Genomic DNA, 25982 nt, shown 5'->3' with positions numbered 1-25982 from the left:
AATGCCGGAAAGAACCATGGTCCGGGTGGACGAAAAGCAGCTGCCGCGCTGGACGCGGTGGCTCGATCTCGGCGACCGGTCGCTTGCCGTGCTTCTGCTGGCGCCTGCTGCCATTCTTCTGTCGCTGATCATCGTCTATCCGGTGGCGCGGCTCGTTTATACCTCATTTTTCAGCCTGTCGCTGACATCCGGCCTGCCGGCGGAATTCATCGGCTTTGAAAACTACACGGCGATGTTCGACGATCCGATCTTCTGGGAAACGACCTGGAATACGGTTCTGATAACGCTGATTACCGTGCCTGGCGCGCTGTTCATGGGCCTCGGCCTCGCGCTGCTCGCCAACCTGCCCTTTTCCATGCAATGGCCGATGCGCCTGTCGCTGCTCATCCCGTGGGCGCTGCCGCTCTCCTTTGCCGGCCTGATCTTTGCGTGGTTCTTCCATTACGAGTATGGTGTGGTCAATGATGTGCTGAACCGGCTGGGCTTTGAAGGCGTCATCTGGTTCAACTCTCCCAACTGGGCGTTTGCGGCCATCTGCCTGACGATCATCTGGAAGACATCCTCTTTCATGGCGCTGATGATCCTTGCCGGATTGCAGACCATTCCCCGCTCACTCTATGAGGCGGCGGATGTGGATGGCGCCGGTAAAATCCGGCAGTTCTTCGAAATCACCCTGCCGCTTCTCAAGCCCTCGATCGTCGTCGCCCTCATCTTCCGCACGATCACGGCGCTGCAGACCTTTGATATTCCTTACATGATGACCGGCGGCGGTCCCGGCACATCCACCACGACGCTTGCCATGTACATTCACCAGAACACCGTTTCCTTCCTCGATCTCGGCTACGGTTCGGCGCTCGCTGTCATGATGTTTGCGCTCTCCATGTGCGTCACCGCCGTTTATCTCCGCATCATCAGGACGAAGGACTGATCCCATGAGCACCGTTGCAAATTCCGGTCTGTCCTCGTTCTTCTCCGGCAAGCCTCTGCGCTTCATTGCGGCCTCCATCCTTCTGGTGAACGGCCTGTTTCCGGCAATCTGGATCCTCTTCACCTCGCTGAAGACGGAAGCGGAACTGACGGCGAAGCCGATCACCTGGTTTCCGCACGCGCCGACGCTGGCCAACTACATGCAGGCCTTTTCCGATCAGCCGCTGCATCTCTTCCTGTTCAACAGCTTCATGGTGGCGCTGCTTTCGACCGCACTCACCATCCTGATTTCAGTGCTGGCGGCTTACGCGCTGGCGCGGCTCAACCTCAAATACCGGGCACTGATCCTCTCGCTCATCATCGCCGTTTCCACCTTTCCGCTGGTGACGCTGCTGGTGCCGCTGTTCGAAATCATGCGGGCGCTGAACCTGCTCAACAGCTGGACGGCGCTTATCCTGCCCTACACCGTGCTTTCGCTGCCGGTCTGCACGCTTATGCTGGTCTCCTTCTTCGAAAGCATTCCGCGCGATCTCGAAAACGCCGCCATGATCGATGGCTGCACCCGCATCGGCGCGCTGTTCAAGGTGGTCGTGCCGCTCTGCGCACCGGGCGTCTTCACCGCCGGTATTCTCGCCTTCGTTAATGCCTGGGACGAATTCCTGCTGGCGCTTTCCTTCAATTCCAATCCGGCCCTCCGCACCCTGCCCGTCGGCATCCAGCTTTATCAGGGCGAGTTCGCTTTCCCATGGCCGGTCATTTCGGCGGCGCTGGTGGTTGGCATCGTGCCGGTCGCCATCCTGATCGTCATCTTTCAGGAACGGGTTGTCTCCGGCCTCACAGCCGGTGGTCTCAAGGGCTAAACAGGTACAGTCATGCATTTCGAAAAGACCAAAGACGGCTTCACACTCGCAATCGGCGGCCGCACCATCCTGTCCCATTCGCCAGACAACCCCGCCTTCTTCACCGGTTATGGCCGCGAGCGGATGGATATGTATCGCGGCAATTTCGACATCGAGGACTATGTCATCGAGCGGACCGCCCTGCGCCACGCCGAGTTGAATGGCGACAGCGTCACGCTTTCCTCCGCGCCCGGACAGGCCCCACGCCTGCGCCTGACGCTGGACGGCAACGCTATCAGACTGACGGCGCTGGATGAAACCATCAACCGCCTGTGGCTGCGGATTGCCGCGGAAACGGACGAGCACGTCTGGGGCGGCGGCGAGCAGATGTCCTATTTCGACATGCGCGGCCGGCGTTTCCCGCTCTGGACTTCTGAACCCGGCGTCGGCCGCGACAAGACCTCGGAGATCACCTTCAAGGCCGATGTGAGCGGCAAAGCGGGTGGCGATTATTACAACACCAACTACCCACAGCCGACCTACCTCTCGTCGCGCAAATACGCCCTGCATGTGGAAACGAGCGCCTATTCGGTGTTCGATTTCCGCAACGGCGATTTCCACGAAATCGAAATATGGGCGATCCCGGAAAAGATCGAATTCTTCGCCGGCGATGCCTTCACCGATATCGTCTCCGCCCTGTCGCTGCGGTTCGGACGCCAGCCGGAACTGCCGGAATGGGTCTATAACGGCGCGATCATCGGATTAAAGGACGGCGTCAACTCCTTTGCCCGATTGGAGAAAATTCGCGCAGCCGGAACGAAGGTCTCCGGCCTCTGGTGCGAGGACTGGGTGGGCCTGCGCCAGACATCTTTCGGTGCGCGCCTCTTCTGGGACTGGCAGGCCAATGACACCCGCTACCCGCATCTGCGCCAGAAAATCGCCGAGCTGGCCGATCACGACATTCGTTTCCTGGGCTATGTGAACCCCTATCTCTGCGTTGACGGCCCGCTATTCCCGGTCGCCGAAGAAGCCGGTTATTTCGCAACTGGCGCGGACGGCAAGACGGCGCTGGTGGATTTCGGCGAATTCGACTGCGGCGTCGTCGATTTCACCAATCCGGCCGCCGCCGACTGGTTTGCCGAAGAGATCATCGGCAAAAACATGCTGGATTTCGGCCTTTCCGGCTGGATGGCCGATTTTGGCGAATATCTGCCGATCGACATCAACCTTTTCAACGGCGTCGATGCCAAGCTGATGCACAATGCCTGGCCCACCCTCTGGGCCGAGGTTAACGCGAAAGCCGTCGAAAGCCGGGGCAAGACGGGTGAAGCGCTGTTCTTCATGCGCGCAGGCTTCACCGGCGTGCAGGCCCATTGCCCGCTGATCTGGGGTGGCGACCAGTCCGTCGATTTCTCCCGCCACGACGGGCTTGTCACCGTCATCTGCGGCGCGCTCTCTTCCGGCCTGATGGGCAACGCCTATCACCATTCCGATATTGGCGGATACACCAGCCTGTTCGGCAATGTCCGGACAGCGGAGCTCATCATGCGATGGACGGAGATGGCCGCCTTCACGCCTGTCATGCGCACCCATGAGGGCAACCGCCCGCGCGACAATCTCCAGATCGATCAGGACGAAACGGTTCTCGCCCATTTCGCCCGCATGACGGCAATTTACGTCGCGCTCGCCCCCTATCTGAAATCGCTTTCCGCAGAGGCGGCTGAGACAGGTCTGCCGGTGCAACGCCCGCTTTTCCTGCATTTCGAGGATGACCGGCAGACCTATGCCATTCAGGACTGCTATCTCTACGGGGCGGACATGCTTGTCGCGCCGGTCTGGAAAGCAGGTGAAACGCAACGCTCGCTCTATCTTCCAGGCGACGGTGAATGGGTGCACCTGTGGAGCGGCACGCATTATCCCGGCGGGCAGGACGTCACCGTCAAAGCGCCGCTCGGCGAGCCGGCTGTGTTCTATCGTGCAGATAGCAGCCATCGTCCGCTGTTTGAACAGCTTCGCACCATTGGCTGACAAAGGGCTAAACGAGTGGGTTCGTCCCTGCCATCACCCCGTCAGGCGGGGTGATGTGATGGCCTTTTTGAAAAGGGCGGTCATCGCATCACTGATGCCCTGCGACGGGCTGACTTCGAAGAACAGGCCCGGCGAAGCGCATTGCTGCATGCGTGCGCCGATTTCCGGCTGAAAGGGTTTGATCCAGCTATTGTACCAGTCGTTGGTCGGCAGCGGCAGATAGGTGGTATAAAGCACGGCGATCCGAAAACCCTTCTCCTTCAGCTTCGTGCAATATTTGATATCGATCGGCTCCTGACAGCGGCCGCTGGTGGTTTTTTTGGTGCAGGCGGATGGCTTGTAGCTGTCGCCGACGCCGTCTGAAACGAAGAAGATAATCTTTTCGGGGCTGGCCGAACTTGCACCGGTGCCCGAACTGCCGATCCTGTCGCCAATCTGGGTCAGTGCCCGGTCGAAATCGGTCTGCTGGTCGTTGTTGAACCCCTGCTTGGGGATCGACATCAGGTCGACTTCAGCGGCTTTTTTCTTCGCGATCGCCAGATCAGATGTCAACGACACGACTTCGAGCAGCTTCGTATCTTCCGCTTTCTCTCCGAAGGAGTAAACCGCCATGCGATATTGATTGCTGCTTTTGCGCATGGACTTTGCCGTATCCATCAGGCTTGCCGTGGCCTGCGCCACCACATTGATGCGCGTTGTGACCCCGAGGCTTTTGGCTTTGTAGTAATAGCTGTTCTTATCCACCACCCCGTCTTTCACGATGTGACAGGCGAAAGCACATTTGTCGCTCGTATTCGCAACCATGGTGGCAACGTCGGTTGGCGTCGCGCCAACGCCCATCGAGGGGGTGTTATCCAGAAGGACATAGAAGTCGCTGAATGTTTCCGTCTCGTATTTGGCGGTCGCCTTGCCCGAAACGGTGATGAGATCCTCTCCGAGTATCCGTGAAAGCGTCGTGCCGACGGATGCCGTGAAATTGACCGAGGATTCGATGGCATTACCTTGCTTGATCACCGACACGTCAAGAGACAGGAGCTTGTAGTCGGGATTGGCCCGCTCATTGCTTTCAAAGAATGCGGAGGCTTCATCAGTGCCAAGCGAAATGACACCGTCGCCCGACATTTCCTTTGCCTTGTGAACGCTCGACGACGTATCGGCGACCACCGCAAGCGCCGCGGCATCCGCCGCCATCTGGAGGTCCGATTTGACGGCGATGCCACGCGTTATATCAAGAGCCACGCCGGCCGCCCCAATCAACGGCACCATCAACAGGGCGCTGAGAATGCCGAAATTTCCCGATTTATCCTGCCAGATGTTCTTCAAATTCGCCCCCGGAAACTTTCCCCGGAGCGAAAGTTAGTCGAATAATATTGAAAGGCAGTTTCAAGAGATAACTAATTTTCGATAAATCTAATTTCCTCAATAACTAATACGCCAATGGGAGGTACCCACCGGCGCGAGGCCGTTCGGGCATTCAAGATCACGCCTGACGACGGATCGCTGGTGGGACGTTGACATTTATGAAACTTGACCTACAAAACAAACTCTTCCGAGGGGAGCACCGAACGGTGCTGAGATGGCGATGAGCCGGACCCTTGAACCTGATCCGGGTGAGGCTCGCTACTGTTTTTGTTGATTTTTCAGCGTTTTTTTAGAGCTGCTTATTAGCAATTCCATTAGCAATTCGTCGCTAGCAGACGCGATGCTCCACGGGAGCTAAACTTGCATTCCCGAAGATGATCACAGGGCCCCGATGCTGAATTTCTCTGCGCTTAAATCGATCATTTTTGTCATGATGATATCTGTCGTTGGCAATACGGCTTACGCTCAATCTTTCGACGATTTGCATGGCTTCGAGTTGGATCAACGCTTTGCTGATGCGAGAAAGAGCGCTACCGCAAGAGGATGGGAGTTAAAGAAGTCTCCCGTCTTTCCCAGTGAATGGGTGGTCAGCGAGACGGACTTCAGCCTCTATATATGCGATGATAAGATTGCTGCGGTGAGAATACATAGGGTCGGGACACTCGACAATTTCGCCTTGATAGTGGATGAACTCCAAGCAAAGCATGGTCTGCCAACGACGAGCGTGTCTACGTTCATGGCTGGAGCTATTCGAATCTCCACAATTGCAGCGAATTTCATTTCAAATCTGCGTTACTCAAATGAAGTTTCCCGATAGCCAGCGAAGCTCCTAACGCTACAAGAATGGCGCACCCGACAGGATTGTTGGGGATAAAATTATACATACAATTCAACGCTTTGTAGGTAAATTTGCCAACAAGTTCGCAGCAAATTTCGTAGCGATATTTAGCGAGATAATAGCGCGTTTTTAAGTGGGAAACCTATTGCAGTAGGCTTTTTTCTTTAAGACTATTGGCGATTGCAACTATCGGGATCACGCATGTTTCAATCCGACCTAGACGACAGCGCTATCAGAAACCGAATAACAAGTTTTCGAGAGCGCGCGGTGAAAGGGATATCGAAAAAAGAGTGCATCGAAACGCTTTCCTCAATATTTGGGAATGTCTATTCGTTTCCGACGGAAATGCGGCATTACCCTCCTAATACTCTTTTTTACCGAGTGAGGATTATTCCTGAAGATGACACGATATTACCGTTGCGAACGATATCTAACTTAAATGATGCTTGGGAACCGCCGCCGTCTTTTGTTAAGTCGCAGGGCCGCCTAAATTCGGTAAATCAGAGTATTCTTTATTGTTGTCCCGGAGATTTTGACCTCGCCATCGACGAAGCGAGAGCTAGATCAAGCAAGTCTATCGCGGTCATGGTGTACAAATGTAAGAAGCAGGTGAACGTTTCTGTAATAGGCGATTACACTGCTGCAAGTTTTCCTAAAAGTGACCAAACAAAATTTTTCTACTCATTTCTTGAGGAGGAATTTGCAAGGATCGCTGATGAGGGGAAGGAAGGCGTCTATTCGATCACGCGGGCTATTGCAGATACTTTTTATAACCTTCCTGAGCAAGATGCGTGGTGTTACCGTTCGGTGCAATCGCCTGCTAAGTTCAATGTTGCTTTTTTGCCGGGAAAGCCGCGAACTTGCCTTACTCTTTCTGGGGTAATGATCTGCAATCAAAAAAAATCGAGCAGCGGGGCGCTAAATGTCGATTACGTGTGCGATTTCGATGCCTCAACTGGAAAAGCGCGTTATCACCGGATAGGATCGGCTGAACAAAGGAGGATTTTCCCTGAGATCAGGTAATTTCACCCAGTTATGCGATGAAGATGCAAAATTCATCTCTCTGATTCCTAATTTGCGGACCTGTGTTCCATTACACCTGTTTTGGGACGGTGGCGCATCTGAAAGAAATCAATCGTTAGCCCTTTAAGATGACCGGGATCAGTTTTTGCAGTTCTGCTGATGCGTCGAAGCCGACAATTTCAGCAATCCTCACATACTCAATCACATCAACGCGCCGTTCATAGCCTTCGAGGTGCGCTACCCAAGGCTGTGTCTGCCCGAGTGCTTTAGCTACGTCTTCTTGCTTTAGCCCTGCCGCTTTCCGCTTATCGATAATAAGGTCGATGAGCGCACGATGACCTTTAGACCAGATCGTTTTTTGCAAGAAAAAGCCCTCTTTGGTTGAAAGGGCTCTTTAAGTATATTGAAAAATCCGATATGGAAAAATTCCATATTCAAGAATGATCGCGTGGTGGGGAAATGCGGGCGGATGCGCCTACGATTGGTTGAATTTAAGGAACTAAAGAGGGTTAAGTGAAATCAGACAGTCTATGGAAAACATGCGAAGACTGCGGAAAGCAGTTTTCGGTGAAGGCGAAGTCGTGTCCGCAGTGCGGTAAGGGCGGCGGGCGTTTCTCGAAATTGAAGTGGTTTGGCGGTGGTTTCGCCGTGCTGGTGATTGCCAGCGCAATTTTTGGTTCAGGTGAAGCAAAGAAAGGCACTGTTGCTGGCAACAGTACCACCGCTGCTCCTACGTCAGCCGTCAAATCCACCGCCTCGCCTTTGCCAGAACGGCAGGCAAGCTTCATCGCAGCAATCAGCGAATACAAAACCCGTTTTGACGCTGCTGGAAATGAACTTCAGCAAAGTGTTCTGCGAGACGAACGCCGTGTGGCGATCTTGAAAGCGGTTGGTGGACAGCTTCGCGCCGATGGATGGTCAGGTACACTTCGCAAGCTGGAAACCAACGGCGATGGCAATGCGGTCGTAGTCGTTCGCGTCGCTTCAAACATTAACCTTACGACATGGAACAATGCCATCTCGGATGTTCTTCATTCGACCCTGATCGAAAAGGGAACTCCGCTTTACGCTACCCTCATGAACATGTCGGCTGGCGACAGGGTAAAGGTTTCCGGCGACTTCATCCGTGCTGAAGCGGACGGCTTATTCGAGCAAAGCATCACCATTCGAGGCGCAATGACCGCTCCAGAATTCCTTTTCAAATTTACCGATATTTCCAAACAATAGGAGAATTGACTATGGCGCTTATTAGCTGCCCGGAATGTAATAACAACGTCAGCGACGCGGCATTCAAATGCCCATCTTGCGGTACACAGCTTCGCAAGCCAAAGCGCGGTTTCTTTGGGAAGCTGTTTAAATGGTCGTTTGTGCTTTTCAATTTTCTGATGGCGATTTGGGTGGTCGGCGGATTCAGTGCAGCCACAAAAGACTACGATGCTTTGTCTGGCGCAGAGCAAGCCGGTGCAGCAATCGGCACAGGTTTGGGCGTTGCAATGCTCCTCGTACTCTGGGTTATCGGAGCCGTGATCCTAGGGCTGTTTGTTGTATTCACTCGCCCGAAAGCCGCATAATGCCCAAATTATTCATCGCAATTCTGCTTCTTGTAAGCTCTACGGCAGTCGCATTTTCGCAAGAAAAATGCGTGACAGAAAAGGACGTGCTGGAGTACGTCAAACAGAAAAAAATGGTCAAAGCCCGTTGTTATTGGAATACCAACACTGCGGAATCAGAGGAGGAATTTCAGTGTGTGAGAACGTGGTTGCTCCCTGACCAAAGTTACTTCTCTATCGAGAACCAATTGGATTGTTTCGTAAAGCCAAGGCATATCGGTAAAGCCGAGATGCAAAAGCTTTATAAGGTTAAAAAGCCTGTTCCGCCTTGTGATGACTGTGGCTAACCCTTTTACGGAGACCGTTTTGAAAACTCTTTCTTTAATAGCGGTTTCTATAATCGCAGGCGTGATTGGCTCTGATTTTGCGAGAGCTTCCGATTTGGAATTTTCAGCTTTCCCGGCACAAGATGTTTTTATAGGGAAAGCGCGTATGCCCGATTTCAATGGGCAGGCAAGAGATTTTGCGCCCTTCCAGACGCGAGTAACGGATGCGATAAAGTCTGGCGTAACATTTGCCGGAGAGTTATCTGTTGCGCAATTTGGCTGCGGCACTGGTTGTACAACGGTGATAGTGGCGAACAATAGAACCGGACAGCTTTACGATTTTCCGAGAGGTGGGGAGTTTAATCAGGCGCTGACCCTGGAATTTAAACCAAATAGCATACTTATGCTTGCTCGATGGTATACAGATAGCTTCTGGGAAACATGCGTTCTCGAAGCATTTCTGTTCGAGGATGGTAAGTGGATTGCCAAGGAAGCCGTTGCAGGGAACGGTGACGATGCTTGCACAGGAAATGTTTCTAAAGGGCTGGCAAAGTCCAAAGAGTGAGGGATCTTACCTTGGGTTTCTGCCGCAGATGCGGCGGCGTACAGACCTCAATAATGAGATCGCTTCCAGTCGATGTACCAAGCGTCTTCTGGAAGGTCTTTGAGTAAGACTAACAAATGCGAAACGATCCCCTCATCATCGCCTTTTCGGGTTGAAAGCCTCGAACACACGAAAGTATGATGAGCATCATACTTCCCTGTGTTCCTGCCACCATTTTGGCTTTCAACCAGTGATACATATTGTTGATCGACGTGAACAATGACCCTTTGTTCGAACCGTCCAAAGCCGTTTGATTTCATTTATTCTCCGAATATTGAGAGAGACGCCAACGAATTCAGATTGCTAATTCTAGCCCTTCTTTTCCGGGTGATTGTGGTAGCGAAATCGGTGGTCGAATTGACGACTGACCTTCCTGACCAGCAAAAACGTCTTTGTGAGGGAAGCGATTCCAAAATGGGAAATAGATCGACGAAGCCGGAAAAAAATTGAACGGAGCGTAATTCGTTTGATTGCTCCTAAGATGGCTTTCCAGTTTCAGCGAATAGCCCAAAAATTGATCAAGGTCACGAAGGCTGTTCACCGGCTTAAAGTCTACGAGTGAAATATCTGCCGTTGGATTGAGAACCTTATAGCCGCCGTCCGGTGTAAGAAATCTGCGATGGCTGGCTTGGAAGTTTGCGAGTGTTTTTTCATGAAACAAAACCGCGCCATGACCATGCGGATAAAATGTAGTTGTATGAAAGCTATTTTGACGACTGCCCTCCATGTCGAAAGCTATGAAGGCTAGTGGCTGAAGCTTTTTATTCCATCGCGTCACTTTGCCATTATTAAAGCATTGAGGTCTCAGAATTGAAGCGTGATAGCAACCAAATGCTTTATCAACTCTCCGCTGTGCGTCTATAATGTTTTGGAGATCACCATAGCTCCTGAGTTGAACAGTAACAATAAATGCATTGTTTTTTATATATCTTCTTATTCTGCGTGTATCTGGATCATCTGATCTTTTTACGTCGAACCATGCTTTTTCAATAATTGTGTTGAAAATCCATTCTTTTATTTGGTTTGATGTCATGTTTACTCTATAAATAGGCAATATAAATCTAATTGCGCCAATCATAGACAGGCGCATATGAAAATTAAAATAAAGAAAATCAAAGTCGCTCTAATGAGCGGACCCTTGATCGCCGCAACCGGCTATCTCTTATTTAGTCTATGAAGTTGCTTTATGCGGATTATAGTCTCCGCAGTTGGGATCACTACTGATCCAGCTTTATAAAAATATTATCAAATTTACGCGTTTATTTCAAGCAAAATATTGAATTTATTGTCTTTTTATAGTTCACCTCCATTCCTTGGCATCGATCCGAATCCGCTAACTCGCCCAGAGATATTTTGTACGGGGTCGTCCACCATCCCCCTCTAAAGCCACAGAAGAGCTTATGGACTGGTGGATATTCAGGTGTTGGCGCCCCTATGAGGGTGGCAGCGATGCGCATCGTCGGTTCTACAAATTGTGCCATTTGAGTAAACCGTAGCGAGACATTCGCGTGAGACACTTTTAGCGTCTCATTAGGGTTGATTTCCGCATTCCGAGACGTTACGACTCGAACATCTAGAGTCAAATGAGACAAAAGGGTCATCAGATGTCAGTCATATACGGATATGCCAGAGTGTCGTCGGTCGATCAGGATTTGACCTTGCAAGAAGACGCCCTCCGATCAGCCGGGGCAACGCTTATTCTGAAAGAGAAGAAAAGCGGCACCACGACACAAGGCAGAGAAGAGCTTTCCAGACTGCTCGATTTCGCTCGGGAGGGTGACACCATCATCATTACCCGCATTGACCGTCTAGCCCGCTCTATAGCCGATCTATCCGCTATCGTTGACCGCCTAATATCCAAAGGGGTTTCATTGAAGGCTACTGAACAGCCAATCGACACGAGTACGCCAGCCGGAAAAGCCTTTCTCCAGATGCTTGGCGTTTTCGCTGAATTCGAAACAGCCATTAGGAAAGAACGTCAACTGGAGGGAATTGCCAAGGCGAAGAAGGAAGGCGTCTACAAGGGCAGGAAAGCCACTGTGGACGGTGCGAAGATCAACGAGCTAGTGGCGGTTGGCAAAAGTCCAACCGAGATCGCCAAGACACTTGGGATCGGCAGGGCAACTGTCTACCGATATCTCGAACCAAAAACATGATTGCTCGAAAAAATTGAACAATAAATCAATATTGTTCAACAATTTTGGAATATGACGAAAAGGTTGGGCTGGAGGCGGCGCGGGCGGGATTTGTGGTCACTTGACCTTGGGTCCTAAAATGTCAACGAAGGGATTGTTGTCGTCCGTTTTCCCTAAAAGCAGGTTCGATATTCGGGCACCTAGTTCATCTCTCCTCGAATTAGAATTGTTGATCAGATACTCGCCAACCACGTCCCTGTTTATATCTCTACCTGCTATGTCAATTCTATTCGCGAGCCGAGCAACTTCCTTCTGCAAAGCCTGCATTTGATCCAGCATGAATTGTTGAGACCCCACTTCAGTCGTCTCCAAGGCTGTAACCTTCACACGATGGAAATGCCCTAGGAATGGAGAGTAATTTTCGTCCTTTCCTTTTCTTGCCACGCATGCCGCAATTGCTGTCACGAGCTTTTTCTTAAAATCGCGAACATCGTCAAAACGCAAATCTGCTCGGTAGTTGATATGCTCAATGGGCGACGTGTCGAAACTGTAGTCGGTCAGGTCGTCTTTGATGACGATGGTGGGCTTGTCGAATGCCAGACGCAAACCGAGTTCAAACATAACGTTCGCATTCTTGCCACTGACATCGCAAACAACAATTGGATCGTCGTATAGGTTCTGGACGATCCTTGCGTGAATTACACCGATGTCTTCACTCTCACTGACGAGCCGGGGCGTGTAGCCAGCATCCTTTATAGCTTCATCAAGAATAATCCTTACTCGGTCCCAATGAGACTTTTCGTACTGTCCCATGGCGGCGATAGGCATAATGATTCCGCAAAAGGGCAAGGCTTTCTGTTGGGCAGTTTCTTCAGTATTCGGCTTTTGCGGCTTCGAATTCATTCATTTCCCCCATCTTATATTCATAATCAGTTGTCACTCACCCGCATAGACGAACGCATCAGGTATTGGAGAGATATTGGGTGAAGACTGTCGAGGATCGTATCCCGATGATTGTTTTGCGCCGTCTTAATCGCTGCTGATTTTTTATCTTGTGGCTCGTAGATTTGATTGAAAGCGTCTCTCGACCAAGTGCTTTCCCATTCCTCTTGATTATCCAAGAGTTCCATTAGCGAGTTTTCTATGTCCTCAATATTCTTTTCGATTTCCAGACTAAAGACGAAGCCGCACCTCGCTTTAATGTATTGAAGTTGCCTCAAATCGCTTCTTTCAAATACCTGCTTTTTTGAAATTCCTGTATGGAAAGCGACAAGTTTGCTGTAGATGTCAAAGCGTTCATCGAACAGGCTCAATCGATACGTCTTCTTAGCCGTCTCTTCTGCCAATGTGTGTTGTTGCTGAAGCAGTTCAGATTGTTCGTTGATGGTTTTCAACTGCGCATCGACAACCTTCTGGTTCTCCGCGAATTGATCACGGGTTTCAGTCAATTCCTGTCTTTGCGTGAGGACTGCCGCCACAAGCCAAATAAAGGCTAGCGGTGAGAACACGCCAGCAAGAAAGTCACCGATTTCGTTGAGTCTCGATTCGGATAGAAAATCCCATATCTTCCAGAACTCAACCTTCCAGACGATGAATGTAATGTATGCAATCGTGGCTGCGAACGCGATAACAAGCCAATTTATTTGGTTCCAAATCTTTTTCATTACACGACCAATGCCATGCTGTGCGCCTTCAGAAATTCGGCGCATTTCATATCATACTGAATGTGAACCCGATCTTCGGTGATGATTGGAAATTCCGGAGAAAACAGATCAATAATCTTTTTCCGTAGTCGCTCGTTTATGACGGAATTGTATCCGTAAGCGGTAGCAAATGTCTCAACTTCTCGCCACGTGTCATCGAATCCACCCTGAACTTCTAAAAGCTTCATATTTTGCGGAGCAAAAGCGAAGCCAAGAAAGACGACAGTGGTGGCGTTTGTCATTGCGTCATGAATTCTTGGAGAAATGTCGCTGCCCATGGATTCGGACCAAGTGACGATATTTTCACTCATTGCCCAAATGCGCTCTGGCTTGGCTTCGCTCCCAAAAGGATGGTCACGCATATCACCAAGGCTTCCATAGGGGTGGATGATGTTGATGTTCTTAACTATCTGTCGTGCTACGTCTGGCGAAACGTCTCGAAACGTCTTCACGATGGCATATTCTAAGTAAGTTTCAATGCAGCGATCATAATTGAAGCATATGATCGTTATGTTGTTCCCAAGGGTTTCAACATCACTGTTCCGAACGCCATCGAATAGCATTCGCGTAAAAGGCTTTATCCAAGTGTCAGAAAAATCTGGCTCTGAAGAACGGTATGATTGTTGCGTGATCTGAGCCATCTTGCTTAACCGCTCTGCTTTCGAGATTGCGTAGGCGATTTGTAGCTTTCCTGCCTCTGCGATTATCTCGTCGCCGTTATGGCGGTTTATAAACTCGTCTATTGAGCCAGCATGATCAATCGCCCGATGTATTTCAGCCATTGCCAAAAAACGGGCATTAATTGCTTCGTTGTTTTTCGTATATCTATTGACCAAGCATCGAAAAATTGGCTCCACGCCTTCTTTCATCGTGCCAAAGTCAAAATGAAAGCTTGAGTTGGTCTGTATCTGTTTCATGAGCGCTTCGCCAACAGGCAGACCGAACTCGTGGCTTGCACCAGCACCAACTACGAACACAGTATTATTTCGAAACATTCTCAGCCAAACCCAATACCTAACTTTACCCACCGCGAACTAAATCATGCGTTGAGTTTGGCTTGCAATGCTATTTTTGCGCGGAAGGTCGCGATTTTCGAGATATGCCCATAATACTGCCAAGGCAGTCGGGCGATGACCGACGCAAGGACAACGGACAAAACCCGTCAAAGACGACTTATAAGCGATTTTATCCATGACATGCAGGTTTCTATTGCCCAATCATCTTGTTCTTTGGACAAGACTGTTGCTTCAATTGGACCCGCGCCATGCCCAAGCTTGTTTCGAACCTCACCGAAGAAGTTCTTCAAAACATTTGCTTCCCACGTCGCGATCAGGTTTCCGCCCCTGTCCACAGCTAAAGCTTCGATGAAATTAACTGCACCGCGCTCTTTACCAGTTGTCGCGTTTCGATCATGAGCAATGATCTTGATCGCGCTTTCCAAAGCCTTAGCAGCAGATAAGGCAGCTTCTGGTCGTCGGTTGTCACGCCGATCAATGGCTTCCAAGATGTCTGTTTCGACATTTTCCCACTTTGGATCGGCTATTGCTTGCCAGAATGGTTGTTTCACCTGTTCGTTGATGAAAGCGTCGTCAGAAAATTGAACGAAACCGTTGTGGTATGTCAAAGGGAACGCGGCTTGGCGAAACCGCTCGTTAATTTCATAAACATTTTCCCGCAGGCTCTCATTTTGCTGTTTGTTGGCAGCAATAAAATATTCGTCGCTGAGACCGGGTACTCGCAAGGACCGCCCCAAGCTATTGACGTTCCCATTCCTCTGCGCTTCTAGTCGCTTCGGCAAATGGGCATTAGCCACTTCAACCTGAGCTTCGGCTTCTCTGAAAGCTAGCTCTACAAAGCTTATTCGTTGTTTTATGAATTCGTCAGCGTCGGCATAATCTACAGGTACGGCTTGCATAAACGCCCTGATAATTTGCAAAGGCGAGTTTCTGTGGGTCAACGTGTAGAGCGGCGACAGATAATCGGTTCCGAGTTCCATCGATAATTTGTTGGAGATCGCCTCCAGCAACTCCCTCGCATGCTTGCTCTCGTCGCCACTTATATAATACGGGAATAATTGCTCGGTGATTATCCTGCAAGACTGCACCATGAACCGCCGTTTGCGTTCGTCATACAATTTGCTGAGCGGTGTGTTGTAATAGCGTTCTGCGAAGATGTCTGTGAGCATTTCTATTCCAGCCGTCTGACTTTACCCATCCCGCAACAATGCATCACTTGCGATAAGCAGCAAGACCCATAGCCATGATTGCAAGCAGAAAGATGAGGACAACCGCAACGAGACCAGATGCACTGGCTTCGAAGAAGAGAAATTTGACCGTTAGTTGCTGATCCATCGGCAGGCGCACCTTTCCATTTAAAATCAAAATGAAGGTGCTGCTTGCAGCTTCGCAGTATCATCTGCGCGATGTTTCCAGTCAACATAAGAGGCGAACAAACCATGATTTCCGAGGGTCTAATTACACTTGGGCCACCTGATCCACAGGTTGGCTCAATCAAAGCGCGTCATTTGCCGTCAGATGTCGATGATTAGATTGAGTTCGTCTTGAACCCGCTTTTTCGCCTTGGCATGCGCAAGTGCCGCGTCGATGAAGCCTTTTTCTTTCGCGATACGGATCAGCCAATCATAATGATCGAAGAATTCGTTTCGTAATTTCTCGCTCTTAACGAGCTTTTCAAATGTGTATTTCTGCAATTTCCATATTCCATGATAGGAATATGCCGGTATTCATAATATAAATTCATTTCACGTCTCAGCATATTGAGTTGATATTCAAGTTTTTAGATTGGTAGCTTTGCGTATTGAAGAGCTTTTTCCAGTGCCTCCTTTTTGTTCTCAATGTCGTATCCATCGCCGTAGTGCATCGAATGGGATTTGGTGTTGGTGTGCCCGAGAATTGAATCCTTGAGGGTGTCATTCGCCCCGCTCCTGCGAAGCCAATCAGCCATGTTGTGGCGGAAGCTGCCGAAGCCCTTCCCCTTTCCCGGCGTCATCTTTCTGAAATAGTCGGACATCGCACAGTTGACCTGAGTTGGTCCTTCATTCGTATGGAAAATGGTAAAGCCGTTGGGGAATTCACGCATGGCGGCAAGCGCATCACCAATTAGCGGGACATCTCTATGACGCGCCCCTCCCCGCTTGACCTTGCCGCGAAGTTCATTGGGGCGAATGGAAATGTATGGATCAGACGCATCCAGATGGATATCGGCGGGGGTTAGAAGCGCGAGTTCCTTCGCGTTCGCACCTGTGCACATCCCAATGCGGATAAGAGCTTTGATTTCAGGTCGTGCCCCTGATGTCTTCAAGCCTTCCGTAACTGCTGCTATCTCCGCAGCGGTGAGCGGCGCTCGTTTGCCATCGTCTTCGTAGCCAGAAATTCTGATGCCCGCGAAAGGATTCTCCTTCCCTTCGTATTCCTCATCAAAGACGGTCTCTAAGATCACACCGAGCCAGCTAATCTTCTTATTAGCTTCGTTGCTTAAAAACTCGCCGGTATCGATCTTTTCCTTCAGAATTTTGCGGTACTTTTTCACATCGTTCTTGGTGATCTTCAACACGTCAGTGTCCCCCATCGCCGCGATGTAATCTTCGGTCTTAACTTCGTAACGCCGCCAAAAACGCTTCGTCTGAAGCTCGTTCTTGCCCTTAACTTTCTCAGACGAAAGAGCTTTGAACTTCTCGAAAGCATCTGCCCAAGAGAGCGGCGGCATCTCCATCGCGCCGACTAAAGCAGCAGTCTGCACAACATTTGGAGTCGGCATAACAGCACGGACATCCACGATTTCGCTGATACGCTCTATCAACTGATCAACAGTTTGTTCGGAGACTGCCGTATGCGGTTCGTACTTTGCGGTGAGCTTCTCAGCGGTTGCTTTGACACGCTTGTAGTCAACGTGAGCCTCATCAGGCAGGCGCTCATCATCGAAGAGCGGCAAGATTTCCGCGATGTGACCGGCGACACGCTTCTTCGCCGTCCCTAAATCTCGTGTCCTCAATGAGCGCCAAATTTGGCGTTTCGTCGTGGACTTCCGCAATCGCGTAGGGATGTTGACGCAGAAATAGTAATAGCCGTTCTGCCGTCTGTGTAAGTAATTTTGCGCGATCATATATTGAAACCCGATCAACGAAACTAAAAGAAACCTCCTTTTGGTTGACTCTCTTATAGCGCCTTCCGTGAATATTCGTCAACTATAAATTTCGAATTGACGAAAATTATGCTTTCAACTTGCTTTAAAAACAAAACAACTATTGCAAAATATTTTGGAAACATCTTATCTTTTTGATTATGTTTTGATTTTGAATTAGGCGATTTGCCGGGATTATTAGCAATTCTATTGGCAATTTTTCGCTGCGGCGATTCAGAGGCAGGCATTTGAAGAAGAACATTTGACATGAGTTTTGAATTCTCCTATGAAATCAATCTCTTCCGAGGGGTGTGCTACGGCACTGAGACGGCATTGCGCCGAACCCTTATATACCTGATCCGGGTCATGCCGGCGTAGGAACGGAAACTGTCGCACCCTTCAGGCGCTGCCCTTTCTCTTCTCCGCTTTGCCTGATCTCCGAGATTGTCACATCTGGAGACGAATGATGATGCTGAAACCTTCCGCCCTTCGCACACGGTGCGTCTGCGTCTGAGGTCCGGCTCATGCGTGCTACCCATGCGCTGAACGGTGTCGGTCTTCTGCTGGTTTTCTGGCAGGCGGGAACGTGGCTGTTTTCGCCGCCCCGCTATATCCTGCCGTCGCCCACCGATGTTGCCGGCGCTTTCTGGCGTCAGCCCGGCTTCCTGTTCGGGCAGGCACTGGTAACGCTCGGTGAAATGGCGCTCGGGCTCGCGGCGGGCATCGCCGCCGGTATTCTCGTTGCCTTCACGATTGCCGCCGTCCCGCGCCTCGGCCGCCTCGTCTGGCCCATGGTTCTGGTGCTGCAGGCCTTTCCGGTCTTCGTGCTCGCCCCCATCCTCGTCCTCTGGTTCGGTTTCGGCATGGCCTCGAAAGTGGTGATGACGGCGATCATCATCTTCTTTCCCGTCGCCTCCTCCTTCACCGATGGCCTTAACCGCACGGATCGCGCCATTCTCGACGCCGCCTCGCTGACGGAGGCGAGCCACTGGCAGATCCTAATCCGGCTGCGCGTACCGCTGGCGTTGCCATCGTTCATTTCCGGGCTGAGGGTGGCCGCCCCGCTCGCCCCGCTGGGCGCCGTCATTGGCGAATGGGTGGGTGCTTCGGCGGGGCTCGGTTTCGTCATGATCCAGTCCAATGCCCGCATGCAGACTGACACGATGTTTGCCGCCATGGCCATTCTTGCCGTCATGGCGGTGCTGCTGCGGCTCATCGTCGACCGGGCGACCGCCAATCTGGCCCCCTGGGCCAAGGAAACAGAACATACCATTCCTCTCAGATATTTACGGAGACTTTCGGCACCATGAAACGAACGCTTCTTTCCCTCGTCGTCGCGGCAGCAGGCGCATTTGCTCCCATGCAATCACAGGCCGCCGACAAGCTTACCGTATTGCTCGAATGGTTCGTGAACCCCGATCATGCGCCGATGGTGATCGCGAAAGAACGCGGCCTGTTTGCCGATGCCGGGCTGGAGGTGGAACTGGTGCCGCCAGCCGACCCTTCCGCCGTGCCGCGACTCGTCTCGGCAAAACAGGCCGACATCGGCGTGCATTACCAGCCGAACCTCTATCTCGATCACGATGCCGGCCTGCCGCTCGTGCGTTTCGGCACGCTGGTGGAAACCCCACTCAACACTGTCACGGTTCTCGCCGATGGGCCAATCAAAAGCCTGAAGGACCTGAAGGGCAAGAAGGTCGGTTTTTCCGTTTCCGGTTTTGAAGATGCGATGCTGAAGCGCATGCTGGAAAAGGACGGCCTGGCGAAGGATGATGTCGAACTCATCAACGTCAATTTCTCGCTCTCGCCGTCGCTGATCGCCGGCAAGGTGGATGCGACACTCGGCGGTTTCCGCAATTTCGAACTGACGCAGATGAAGCTTGAAGGCCATGAGGGCCGCTCGTTCTTCCCGGAAGAACATGGCGTGCCGGCCTATGACGAGCTGATCTTCGTCACGCACCGCGATCTCGTAAAAGACAACCGCCTGCTGCGTTTCCTCTCCGCCGTGGAGCAGGCCGCGATCTTCATCACCAACCACCCGCAGGAATCCTGGCAGCTTTTCATCAAGGCCTATCCGAACCTTGACGATGCGCTGAACAAGCAGGCCTTTTTCGACACGTTGCCGCGCTTCGCCAAGCGTCCCGCCGCACTCGACCGCGCGCGCTACGACCGCTTCGGTGCCTTCATGCAGGAGATGCAACTGATCAAGCAGGCACCGAAGGCGGACGATATCGCCGTGGAGCTGCAGCAGCCATGACGACGAATTTCCCGACAGCGGCAAAAGCCGCCGAGATTCTGGAGCGGGTGCGCAAGACGCGCCCGCGCGTGCATTGCCTGATGAACACAGTGGTGCAGAAATTCACCGCCGACGGCATCACCGTCGTCGGTGGCATTCCCTCGATGACCACCTCGCTCGAGGAAATCGAGAGTTTCGTCACCAAGGCGGATGCATTGACCGTCAATCTCGGCACGCTGGATGCCGAGCGGCGCAAGGTCATCCGGCTGGCGATCGAGATCGCCAATGCATCCGGCAAGCCGTGGATCGTCGACCCCGTCCATTGCGATTATTCGCCATCCCGTCTGGAGTTTGCCCGCGAACTCATCGCACTTTCCCCGACCATTGTGCGCGGTAACCGCGCCGAGATGAGCCTGATCGGCAATGTGCCCGACGCGGTGCGGATCGAAACCGGACCGGTCGATCATCTCCGCGACACGACCCGTGGCGTCAGGATCGTCAACGGTCATCCATGGATGGCGAAGGTCACCGGCACCGGTTGCCTCTCGGGCGGCATCATCGCCGCTTTCATGGCGGTGGAGAAAGATGCGCTGCCGGCTGCGGCCGCAGCCCTTGCCGTCACATGCGTTTCCGCCGAGCTGGCCGCGAAACAGGCCAGAGGCCCCGGCACATTCGAACCGGCATTTCTGGATGCGCTTTCCGAAATTTCAGGGGAAGACATCATCAATCACGCGAGGATAGAGCATGAACAAGGTTGATTACCGCCTCAACGCATTGGTCGATGCCAGTCTTGCCGATGTCGCGCCCTTACCCGAGCTTGCTTTGGCGGCCGCACTCAACGGTGCGACCATCCTGCAATATCGCGACAAGCACGGCTCGACGCGCGAAATGATCGACAACGCCCGCGCCATTCATGAGGCAATCGCCGGCACCGGTGTACCGCTTGTTATCAACGACCGCGTGGATGTGGCACTCGCCTCTGGCGCTGATGGTGTGCATCTCGGTGCCGATGACATGGATGCGAAGACCGCACGGCGCATTCTCGGCGAAAAGGCGATCATCGGCCTCACCGTCAAGAACCGCGCCGATGCTGAACGGGCGGCCTCCATGCCTGCCGATTACGCCTGCATTGGCGGCGTGTTCGAAACGGTTTCCAAGGTGAACCCGGACAAGCCGGTCGGTATCGATGGTTTTGCGACGCTTCGCGCCCTGCTGCGCGAATGGCGGCCGGATATGCCTGTCGGCGCCATCGCCGGTATCGACCTTGCCCGCGTGCCTTCAGTCATCGCCGCCGGCGCGGATGGTGTCGCGGTCATTTCCGCCATCTTCCGGGCAGGCGATATTGCCAGCGCAACCAAGGGCTTCCGCTCTGCAATTGACGCGGCGCTGAAAGCGAGACAGCCATGACATCCATTGCATTGACCATTGCCGGCTCCGACAGCGGCGGCGGCGCCGGCATTCAGGCCGACATCAAGACCTTCTCCGCTCTCGGCGTCTATGCCGCCAGCGTCATCACCGCCATCACCGCCCAGAACACCAGGGGCGTGACGGCGGTGGAGGATATTTCAGTGGCCACCATCGTTGCCCAGATGGATGCCGTTTTTTCCGATCTCGCCGTCAATGCGGTGAAGATCGGCATGGTCTCGCGGATCGAAACCATCGCCGCCATCGCGGAACGGCTGCGGCGGCAATCGCAACCGGTGGTGCTCGACCCCGTCATGGTGGCGACATCAGGCGACCGGCTGCTGCACGAGGACGCCATCGAGACATTGCGGCGCGAGCTTTTGCCGCTCGCGGCCATCGTCACGCCAAACCTGCCCGAAGCGGCGCTGCTGACCGGCACGCCGATTGCACAGACGCAGACGGACATCAACCGCCAGGCCGAGACGATCCTCAAGGCCGGTGCAAAAGCCGTGCTCATCAAGGGTGGGCATAGCGATGGGCCTGAGAGCACGGATTATCTGTTTGCTGATGGCACCATGCTGGCGCTTGCCGCGCCGCGGGTGGACACGAAGAACGACCACGGCACCGGCTGCACGCTGGCGGCGGCGATTACGGCCCACCTTGCCAAGGGTTGTGAACTGCGGGAGGCTGTTGGGCTTTCGAAGGAATATTTGAACGGAGCGCTTGAGGCTGGGCGCGGGCTCGCCGTTGGGAGTGGGCGGGGGCCGGTGCATCATTTTTATCGGTGGTGGTGACGGGATGCAGTAGGAGCGTGGGGCTTACCCCCCTCTGTCCTGCCGGACATCTCCCCCTCAAGGGGGGAGATCGACAAGCGGCTTGCTCACCATTCAATGAGCGAAGTTTCTCACATTGAGAGGATTGCGTGGGACTGAGGCAGAAACCTCACCCGATCTCCCCCCTTGAGGGGGAGATGTCCGGCAGGACAGAGGGGGGTAAGCCGCACGCTCTGCACACTCAATCCCTCACCGAGCCTTCGGCGTCGCCAACACATTCCGGATCGCAAAACTCGAATGAATCCGCGAAACCCCCGGCAGTTTCGACAGAATCTCCTTGTGAATCCGCTCGAAATCCCCAGCACTTTCCGCCTCGCAACGCAGGAAATAATCCGAGCCGCCGGTCATCAGGTAACATTCACGGATTTCCGGATACCGCCGCACCGCATTTTCGAAACGGTTGAGAAAATCCTCCGTCTGGCGGTCGAGCGTGATCTGCACGATGACCGAGATGACCTCGCCGCCCGCAAGGCCGCTGGTCAGCGCCGTATATCCGCGGATAATGCCCTCCCGTTCGAGAATATCGACCCGGCGCAGACAGGCCGAGGCCGAAAGCCCGACTTCCGCGGCCAGCTTCGCATTGCTGATACGGGCGTTGAGCCGAAGCAGGCGGATGATGTGGCGGTCGGTCGCATCAAGTGACGACATAGAAAATTCCAATCAGACAAAGAAAATTGCGCCACTTTGAATTCTATCGCATTTCCTTCGAACAATCGCCAAGAAATTCGATAATCGTTGCAATACTCTCATGAGATAAAAATGAGGGTGAACGACCATGGACATGCAGATCAGCCGCCAGCAGGCAGCCGGTGGTGCAAGCGGCCATCTGAGCATCGATCTCGGCGCATTGCGCGACAATTACCTGACCCTTGCCGCCATGGCCCCGGCCTCTCAGACGGCAGCGGTCGTCAAGGCGGACGCTTATGGCCTCGGCGCTGATATCGTCTCGCAAACCCTGTTCGACGCAGGCTGTCGCAATTTCTTTGTCGCCCATATCGATGAGGCGCTGGCGCTCCGGCTTCGCCTGTCGGCGCAGGCGCGGATTTTCGTGCTCAACGGTCTTCAGCCCGGCAATGAGACCTCCTGCGCCGCCATGGCCGTCACCCCGGTTCTGAACTCGCTGGAGCAGATTGCGCAATGGTCGGCCCATGCGAAAAAGCTTGGCAGGACGCTACCGGCGGCGGTGCAGATCGATACCGGCATGTGCCGTCTTGGCCTCTCACCCGCAGAGCTGGAAACCCTCACGTCCCAGCCGCAATTGCTCGATGGTATCGACATCGCCTTCGTGATGAGCCACCTCGCTTGCGCCGACGAGCCGGAACACCTCTCCAATGCCGCGCAGCTTGCGGTGATGCGAAAGGCCGCCACCGCTTTTCCTGATGTACCCGTCTGCTTTTCCAACTCCGGCGGCATCTTTCTGGGCAGTGATTATCACAATTACCTGTTGCGCCCCGGCATCGCACTTTATGGCGGCGCGCCGTCCGTTGCCCGTCCGAACCCGATGAAGCCGGTCGTCCTTCTCGATCTCGCCGTCATCCAGACACGCACCGTGTCCGCCGGCTCGCTGGTCGGTTATGGCGGCTCCTTCGAAGCCGCAGGCCCCACACGTCTTGCAACAATCGCCGCCGGTTATGCCGATGGCCTGCCGCGCTCGCTCAGCAATCGCGGGGCGGCGTGGTATAATGGTGTTCGCTTACCCATTGCGGGCCGCGTTTCGATGGACAGCATCATTCTCGACATATCGGCCCTGCCCGAGGGAACATTAACCCAGGGCAGCCTCGTTCAGATGATAGGGCCTGACCAGACTTTGGAAGACATCGCCGAGGATGCGGGCACGATCGCCTATGAAATCCTGACCGGCCTCGGACGCCGTTACCGCCGCAGCTATATTCAGCCGGGAGAAACCCCGGCAGCCGCTTCAACATCAGTCAATCACAAGTGAGACGATCATGAACGTCACTATCCTCGGAGCCGGCGTCGTCGGCGTGACATCCGCCTGGTATCTGGCCAAAGCCGGACACAAGGTGACGGTGATCGATCGCCAGCCGGCCGCAGCGCTCGAAACCAGCTTCGCCAATGCCGGTGAGGTCTCCCCCGGCTACTCCTCGCCATGGGCAGCGCCCGGCATTCCGATGAAGGCGATGAAGTGGCTGTTCATGAAACATGCCCCTCTCATCATCCGCCCGACGGCCGATCCGGCGGCGTGGCGCTGGATGAGCCAGATGCTGCGCAACTGCACCTCGGCGCGTTATGCCATCAACAAAAGCCGCATGGTGCGCGTTGCCGAATATAGCCGCGATTGCCTGATGGCGCTGCGCGACGAGACCGGTATTCAATATGACCAGCGCATGCAGGGCACACTGGAGGTTTTCCGTACCCAGAAGCAGTTCGATGCTATCGGCAAGGATGTCGACGTGCTGACCGCCGGCGGTGTACCCTTCGAAATTCTCGACCGTGACGGCTGCGCCGCCATCGAGCCTGGTCTCGCGCCGGCCAAGGAAAAGATCGTTGGCGGCCTGCGCCTGCCCGGCGATGAGACCGGCGACTGCTTCATGTTCACCACCGAGCTTGCCCGCATGGCGGAAGAGGCCGGTGTTACCTTCATCTATGATACCGGCATCATGCGTCCCATCGTTGAAGCCGGCCGCATCAAGGCCGTGGAAACCACAAAGGGTCTGGTGGAAGCCGATGTTTTCGTCGCTGCACTGGGCAGCTATTCCCCGCAGTTTGTGCGCCAGCTCGGCCTTAACCTGCCGGTGTACCCGGTCAAGGGTTATTCCATTACCGTTCCGGTCGTGAAGGAAGAGCGCGCGCCTGTCTCGACGGTGATGGACGAGGCCTACAAGGTGGCCATCACCCGGCTCGGCTCGCGTATCCGCGTCGGCGGCATGGCCGAGATCGCCGGTTTCAGCAAGGATTTGCCGGCCACACGACAGGCAACGCTGACCCATTCGGTGGAGGACCTGTTCGGCGGCGCGGGGGACCAAACCCAGGCGAAATTCTGGTGCGGCCTGCGCCCGATGACGCCGGATGGCACGCCCGTCATCGGCGCTACCCGCTACAGCAATCTTTATCTCAACACCGGCCACGGCACGCTCGGCTGGACCATGTCCTGCGGTTCCGCCCGGGTGCTTGCCGATCTCATCAGCGGGAACAAGCCCGAGATCGATACGCACGATCTGGCCATCAGCCGTTACGCCGCCTGAAACGGTCCCGCCGCGCCGCCGCCCGGCGTCGCGGCCTGTAAAACCGGGAGAAACCCGTTCCAATTCCGGCCGTCAGCGCGCCACAATTCATTCAGCGCCCGTTCAGCAGCGCCGCTATATTTCTTTAACCATCGAATTTGCAACTGGCAGCGCCCCTGCCATCTGGATGGAAGAAGACCATGTCGTCCTTTGCAGCTAAAACCGTTCTGGCCGTCGCCGTTGCCGCAGCGACCATCGTTCCTTTCAACACCGCCTCTGCCGATGACTGGGGCCGCCGTGACCGCCGCGATGCCGCCCTTCTGGGTGGCGTGCTCGGCCTTGCTGCCGGCGTTGCCGTCGGCTCCGCCCTTTCCCGCCCGGCGCCTGTTGACGATGAGCGCGTCTACATCGACCCGCCGCGCCGTTACGAGCCGAGCTACGTTTATGAGGAGCCGGACTACCGCTATTATCAGCCGCAGCCTCAGCCGGTCTACCGCCCGGCCCCTGTGTATCGCCCGGCACCGGTCTATCGTCCGCAGCCTGTTTATGACAGCCGCCCGGTCTATGGCCAGCGCGCCACTTACCGCACCATCGAGCCGTGGACCAACGCCTGGTACGACTATTGCTCGCAGCGTTACCGCAGCTTCAACACCCGCACCGGCACCTATACGGATTATGACGGCCAGCGTCATTTCTGCGTCGCGGGCTGAGTGGGAATAAACGCAGCCTCCAGCTTGTTTGCGAGTATAACCTCAAACTCTCCGTCATCCTCGGCCTTGTGCCGAGGATCCATCCACGTATCGCAACTTGATAGGTAGCAGATGCTCGGGACAGGCCCGAGCATGACGG

Annotated in this window: 27 protein-coding genes and 1 riboswitch; of the genes, 17 read left to right on the top strand and 10 right to left on the bottom strand. The window is 53.8% G+C overall.

Features of this window, described 5'->3' with window-relative positions; translation table 11 throughout:
- The first annotated feature begins 16 nt into the window (after positions 1–16).
- From N434_RS21900 to N434_RS21890, 3 genes are read left to right on the top strand one after another with little or no spacing between them, the layout of a single operon-like run.
- The gene (locus tag N434_RS21900; protein WP_003519885.1) at positions 17–928 is read left to right on the top strand and encodes a carbohydrate ABC transporter permease; all 912 of its coding nucleotides are present in this window, start codon (positions 17–19) and stop codon (positions 926–928) included.
- A gap of 4 nt (positions 929–932) precedes the next feature.
- Positions 933–1787, top strand: a complete 855-nt coding sequence (locus N434_RS21895) for a carbohydrate ABC transporter permease (protein ID WP_035220846.1) — start codon at positions 933–935, stop codon at positions 1785–1787.
- 12 nt (positions 1788–1799) lie between these two features.
- Positions 1800–3794, top strand: a complete 1995-nt coding sequence (locus tag N434_RS21890; RefSeq protein WP_110760288.1) for an alpha-glucosidase — start codon at positions 1800–1802, stop codon at positions 3792–3794.
- 33 nt (positions 3795–3827) lie between these two features.
- Here N434_RS21890 and N434_RS21885 read toward each other — a convergent pair whose 3' ends face one another.
- Positions 3828–5117: a pilus assembly protein TadG-related protein gene (locus N434_RS21885; RefSeq protein ID WP_110760287.1), complete on the bottom strand. Its 1290-nt coding sequence runs from the start codon at positions 5115–5117 to the stop codon at positions 3828–3830.
- Between the two features lie 430 nt (positions 5118–5547).
- Here N434_RS21885 and N434_RS21880 point away from each other — a divergent pair, with 430 nt between their 5' ends.
- Positions 5548–5973, top strand: coding sequence for a hypothetical protein (locus tag N434_RS21880; protein ID WP_110760286.1), 426 nt, complete (start codon positions 5548–5550; stop codon positions 5971–5973).
- A gap of 222 nt (positions 5974–6195) precedes the next feature.
- On the top strand, positions 6196–7017 hold the full coding sequence (locus N434_RS21875) for an RES family NAD+ phosphorylase (protein WP_110760285.1): 822 nt from the start codon (positions 6196–6198) through the stop codon (positions 7015–7017).
- A gap of 115 nt (positions 7018–7132) precedes the next feature.
- On the opposite strand, the gene N434_RS21870 is transcribed toward N434_RS21875, so the two are convergent.
- Positions 7133–7381 carry a helix-turn-helix domain-containing protein gene (locus N434_RS21870; RefSeq protein ID WP_110760284.1) on the bottom strand — a complete coding sequence of 83 codons (249 nt, stop codon included), beginning with the start codon at positions 7379–7381 and terminating at the stop codon, positions 7133–7135.
- Between the two features lie 149 nt (positions 7382–7530).
- Between N434_RS21870 and N434_RS21865 the strand changes: the two genes are divergently transcribed.
- The 3 genes from N434_RS21865 (at position 7531) to N434_RS21850 (ending at position 9458) form a co-directional block, all read left to right on the top strand.
- Entirely contained in the window at positions 7531–8244 is a 714-nt protein-coding gene (locus tag N434_RS21865) for an FmdB family zinc ribbon protein (RefSeq protein WP_146227688.1), read from the top strand.
- Between the two features lie 11 nt (positions 8245–8255).
- Positions 8256–8588, top strand: a complete 333-nt coding sequence (locus N434_RS21860) for a zinc ribbon domain-containing protein (protein ID WP_110760282.1) — start codon at positions 8256–8258, stop codon at positions 8586–8588.
- Between the two features lie 345 nt (positions 8589–8933).
- A complete protein-coding gene (locus N434_RS21850) occupies positions 8934–9458 on the top strand; it encodes a hypothetical protein (RefSeq protein WP_146227686.1) in 525 nt (174 codons plus the stop codon).
- Between the two features lie 334 nt (positions 9459–9792).
- Here the strand turns inward: N434_RS21850 and N434_RS25510 are convergent, their stop codons facing one another.
- The gene (locus N434_RS25510; RefSeq protein ID WP_146227684.1) at positions 9793–10530 is read right to left on the bottom strand and encodes a hypothetical protein; all 738 of its coding nucleotides are present in this window, start codon (positions 10528–10530) and stop codon (positions 9793–9795) included.
- A 571-nt stretch (positions 10531–11101) separates the two neighbouring features.
- On the opposite strand from N434_RS25510, the gene N434_RS21845 reads away from it, so the two are divergent.
- On the top strand, positions 11102–11653 hold the full coding sequence (locus N434_RS21845) for a recombinase family protein (RefSeq protein WP_110760345.1): 552 nt from the start codon (positions 11102–11104) through the stop codon (positions 11651–11653).
- 96 nt (positions 11654–11749) lie between these two features.
- On the opposite strand, the gene N434_RS21840 is transcribed toward N434_RS21845, so the two are convergent.
- From N434_RS21840 to N434_RS21815, 6 genes are all read right to left on the bottom strand, one after another.
- A complete protein-coding gene (locus N434_RS21840) occupies positions 11750–12535 on the bottom strand; it encodes an RNA helicase (RefSeq protein WP_110760279.1) in 786 nt (261 codons plus the stop codon).
- Positions 12536–12561: 26 nt separating this feature from the next.
- A complete protein-coding gene (locus tag N434_RS21835) occupies positions 12562–13341 on the bottom strand; it encodes a hypothetical protein (protein ID WP_146227682.1) in 780 nt (259 codons plus the stop codon).
- Positions 13296–14252: an SIR2 family protein gene (locus tag N434_RS21830; protein WP_146227680.1), complete on the bottom strand. Its 957-nt coding sequence runs from the start codon at positions 14250–14252 to the stop codon at positions 13296–13298. Before N434_RS21830 ends, N434_RS21835 begins: the two co-directional genes overlap by 46 nt.
- Before the next feature lie 245 nt (positions 14253–14497).
- Complete coding sequence (locus N434_RS25850; RefSeq protein ID WP_181424044.1) at positions 14498–15520, bottom strand: AbiJ-NTD4 domain-containing protein; 1023 nt, start codon at positions 15518–15520, stop codon at positions 14498–14500.
- A gap of 345 nt (positions 15521–15865) precedes the next feature.
- Positions 15866–16045: a hypothetical protein gene (locus tag N434_RS21820; protein ID WP_110760276.1), complete on the bottom strand. Its 180-nt coding sequence runs from the start codon at positions 16043–16045 to the stop codon at positions 15866–15868.
- A gap of 86 nt (positions 16046–16131) precedes the next feature.
- Positions 16132–17457 (bottom strand): DUF6538 domain-containing protein, encoded by a 1326-nt coding sequence (locus N434_RS21815; RefSeq protein ID WP_110760275.1) that lies wholly within the window; start codon positions 17455–17457, stop codon positions 16132–16134.
- A 313-nt stretch (positions 17458–17770) separates the two neighbouring features.
- Positions 17771–17873, top strand: a riboswitch (TPP riboswitch).
- Between the two features lie 126 nt (positions 17874–17999).
- Here N434_RS21815 and N434_RS21810 point away from each other — a divergent pair.
- Genes N434_RS21810 through thiD form a run of 5 tightly spaced genes read left to right on the top strand, consistent with a single transcriptional unit; the run spans position 18000 to position 21909 of the window.
- On the top strand, positions 18000–18785 hold the full coding sequence (locus tag N434_RS21810) for an ABC transporter permease (protein ID WP_110760274.1): 786 nt from the start codon (positions 18000–18002) through the stop codon (positions 18783–18785).
- Positions 18782–19732: an ABC transporter substrate-binding protein gene (locus tag N434_RS21805; RefSeq protein WP_181424043.1), complete on the top strand. Its 951-nt coding sequence runs from the start codon at positions 18782–18784 to the stop codon at positions 19730–19732. The genes N434_RS21810 and N434_RS21805 overlap by 4 nt, the downstream gene beginning before the upstream one ends.
- Positions 19729–20469: a hydroxyethylthiazole kinase gene (locus N434_RS21800; protein ID WP_110760273.1), complete on the top strand. Its 741-nt coding sequence runs from the start codon at positions 19729–19731 to the stop codon at positions 20467–20469. The genes N434_RS21805 and N434_RS21800 overlap by 4 nt, the downstream gene beginning before the upstream one ends.
- Positions 20456–21118, top strand: a complete 663-nt coding sequence (gene thiE, locus N434_RS21795; RefSeq protein ID WP_110760272.1) for a thiamine phosphate synthase — start codon at positions 20456–20458, stop codon at positions 21116–21118. Before N434_RS21800 ends, thiE begins: the two co-directional genes overlap by 14 nt.
- Positions 21115–21909 (top strand): bifunctional hydroxymethylpyrimidine kinase/phosphomethylpyrimidine kinase, encoded by a 795-nt coding sequence (gene thiD, locus N434_RS21790; RefSeq protein WP_110760271.1) that lies wholly within the window; start codon positions 21115–21117, stop codon positions 21907–21909. Before thiE ends, thiD begins: the two co-directional genes overlap by 4 nt.
- Positions 21910–22137: 228 nt before the next feature.
- Here thiD and N434_RS21780 read toward each other — a convergent pair whose 3' ends face one another.
- Positions 22138–22596, bottom strand: coding sequence for an Lrp/AsnC family transcriptional regulator (locus tag N434_RS21780; RefSeq protein ID WP_003500727.1), 459 nt, complete (start codon positions 22594–22596; stop codon positions 22138–22140).
- A 127-nt stretch (positions 22597–22723) separates the two neighbouring features.
- Between N434_RS21780 and alr the strand changes: the two genes are divergently transcribed.
- The 3 genes from alr to N434_RS21765 all read left to right on the top strand — a co-directional run bounded on the left by alr (position 22724) and on the right by N434_RS21765 (position 25843).
- Positions 22724–23890, top strand: a complete 1167-nt coding sequence (gene alr / locus N434_RS21775) for an alanine racemase (protein WP_110760270.1) — start codon at positions 22724–22726, stop codon at positions 23888–23890.
- Positions 23880–25154, top strand: coding sequence for a D-amino acid dehydrogenase (locus tag N434_RS21770; protein ID WP_286172376.1), 1275 nt, complete (start codon positions 23880–23882; stop codon positions 25152–25154). The genes alr and N434_RS21770 overlap by 11 nt, the downstream gene beginning before the upstream one ends.
- Positions 25155–25333: 179 nt before the next feature.
- Positions 25334–25843 (top strand): BA14K family protein, encoded by a 510-nt coding sequence (locus N434_RS21765; protein WP_110760268.1) that lies wholly within the window; start codon positions 25334–25336, stop codon positions 25841–25843.
- The last annotated feature ends 139 nt before the right edge of the window (positions 25844–25982 follow it).

The sequence above is a fragment of the Rhizobium sp. UGM030330-04 genome (genome assembly GCF_003208455.1).
Lineage (GTDB): Bacteria > Pseudomonadota > Alphaproteobacteria > Rhizobiales > Rhizobiaceae > Agrobacterium > Agrobacterium rhizogenes_A.
Note: the sequence above shows the minus strand (reverse complement) of the source record. Positions and strands in the feature narration are given on the sequence as shown.

Excerpts from the sequence above, each read along its gene's own strand:
- N434_RS21880 (WP_110760286.1), top strand. The coding sequence starts at position 5,548 with ATGCTGAATTTCTCTGCGCTTAAATCGATCATTTTTGTCATGATGATA.
- N434_RS21840 (WP_110760279.1), bottom strand. The coding sequence starts at position 12,535 with ATGAATTCGAAGCCGCAAAAGCCGAATACTGAAGAAACTGCCCAACAG.
- N434_RS21815 (WP_110760275.1), bottom strand. The coding sequence starts at position 17,457 with ATGATCGCGCAAAATTACTTACACAGACGGCAGAACGGCTATTACTAT.
- N434_RS21805 (WP_181424043.1), top strand. The coding sequence starts at position 18,782 with ATGAAACGAACGCTTCTTTCCCTCGTCGTCGCGGCAGCAGGCGCATTT.
- N434_RS21800 (WP_110760273.1), top strand. The coding sequence starts at position 19,729 with ATGACGACGAATTTCCCGACAGCGGCAAAAGCCGCCGAGATTCTGGAG.
- alr (WP_110760270.1), top strand. The coding sequence starts at position 22,724 with ATGGACATGCAGATCAGCCGCCAGCAGGCAGCCGGTGGTGCAAGCGGC.
- N434_RS21810 (WP_110760274.1), top strand. The coding sequence starts at position 18,000 with ATGCGTGCTACCCATGCGCTGAACGGTGTCGGTCTTCTGCTGGTTTTC.
- N434_RS21900 (WP_003519885.1), top strand. The coding sequence starts at position 17 with ATGGTCCGGGTGGACGAAAAGCAGCTGCCGCGCTGGACGCGGTGGCTC.
- thiD (WP_110760271.1), top strand. The coding sequence starts at position 21,115 with ATGACATCCATTGCATTGACCATTGCCGGCTCCGACAGCGGCGGCGGC.
- N434_RS21765 (WP_110760268.1), top strand. The coding sequence starts at position 25,334 with ATGTCGTCCTTTGCAGCTAAAACCGTTCTGGCCGTCGCCGTTGCCGCA.
- N434_RS21860 (WP_110760282.1), top strand. The coding sequence starts at position 8,256 with ATGGCGCTTATTAGCTGCCCGGAATGTAATAACAACGTCAGCGACGCG.
- N434_RS21835 (WP_146227682.1), bottom strand. The coding sequence starts at position 13,341 with ATGCGCCGAATTTCTGAAGGCGCACAGCATGGCATTGGTCGTGTAATG.
- N434_RS21780 (WP_003500727.1), bottom strand. The coding sequence starts at position 22,596 with ATGTCGTCACTTGATGCGACCGACCGCCACATCATCCGCCTGCTTCGG.
- N434_RS21845 (WP_110760345.1), top strand. The coding sequence starts at position 11,102 with ATGTCAGTCATATACGGATATGCCAGAGTGTCGTCGGTCGATCAGGAT.
- N434_RS25510 (WP_146227684.1), bottom strand. The coding sequence starts at position 10,530 with ATGACATCAAACCAAATAAAAGAATGGATTTTCAACACAATTATTGAA.
- N434_RS25850 (WP_181424044.1), bottom strand. The coding sequence starts at position 15,520 with ATGCTCACAGACATCTTCGCAGAACGCTATTACAACACACCGCTCAGC.
- N434_RS21890 (WP_110760288.1), top strand. The coding sequence starts at position 1,800 with ATGCATTTCGAAAAGACCAAAGACGGCTTCACACTCGCAATCGGCGGC.
- N434_RS21875 (WP_110760285.1), top strand. The coding sequence starts at position 6,196 with ATGTTTCAATCCGACCTAGACGACAGCGCTATCAGAAACCGAATAACA.
- thiE (WP_110760272.1), top strand. The coding sequence starts at position 20,456 with ATGAACAAGGTTGATTACCGCCTCAACGCATTGGTCGATGCCAGTCTT.
- N434_RS21830 (WP_146227680.1), bottom strand. The coding sequence starts at position 14,252 with ATGAAACAGATACAGACCAACTCAAGCTTTCATTTTGACTTTGGCACG.
- N434_RS21895 (WP_035220846.1), top strand. The coding sequence starts at position 933 with ATGAGCACCGTTGCAAATTCCGGTCTGTCCTCGTTCTTCTCCGGCAAG.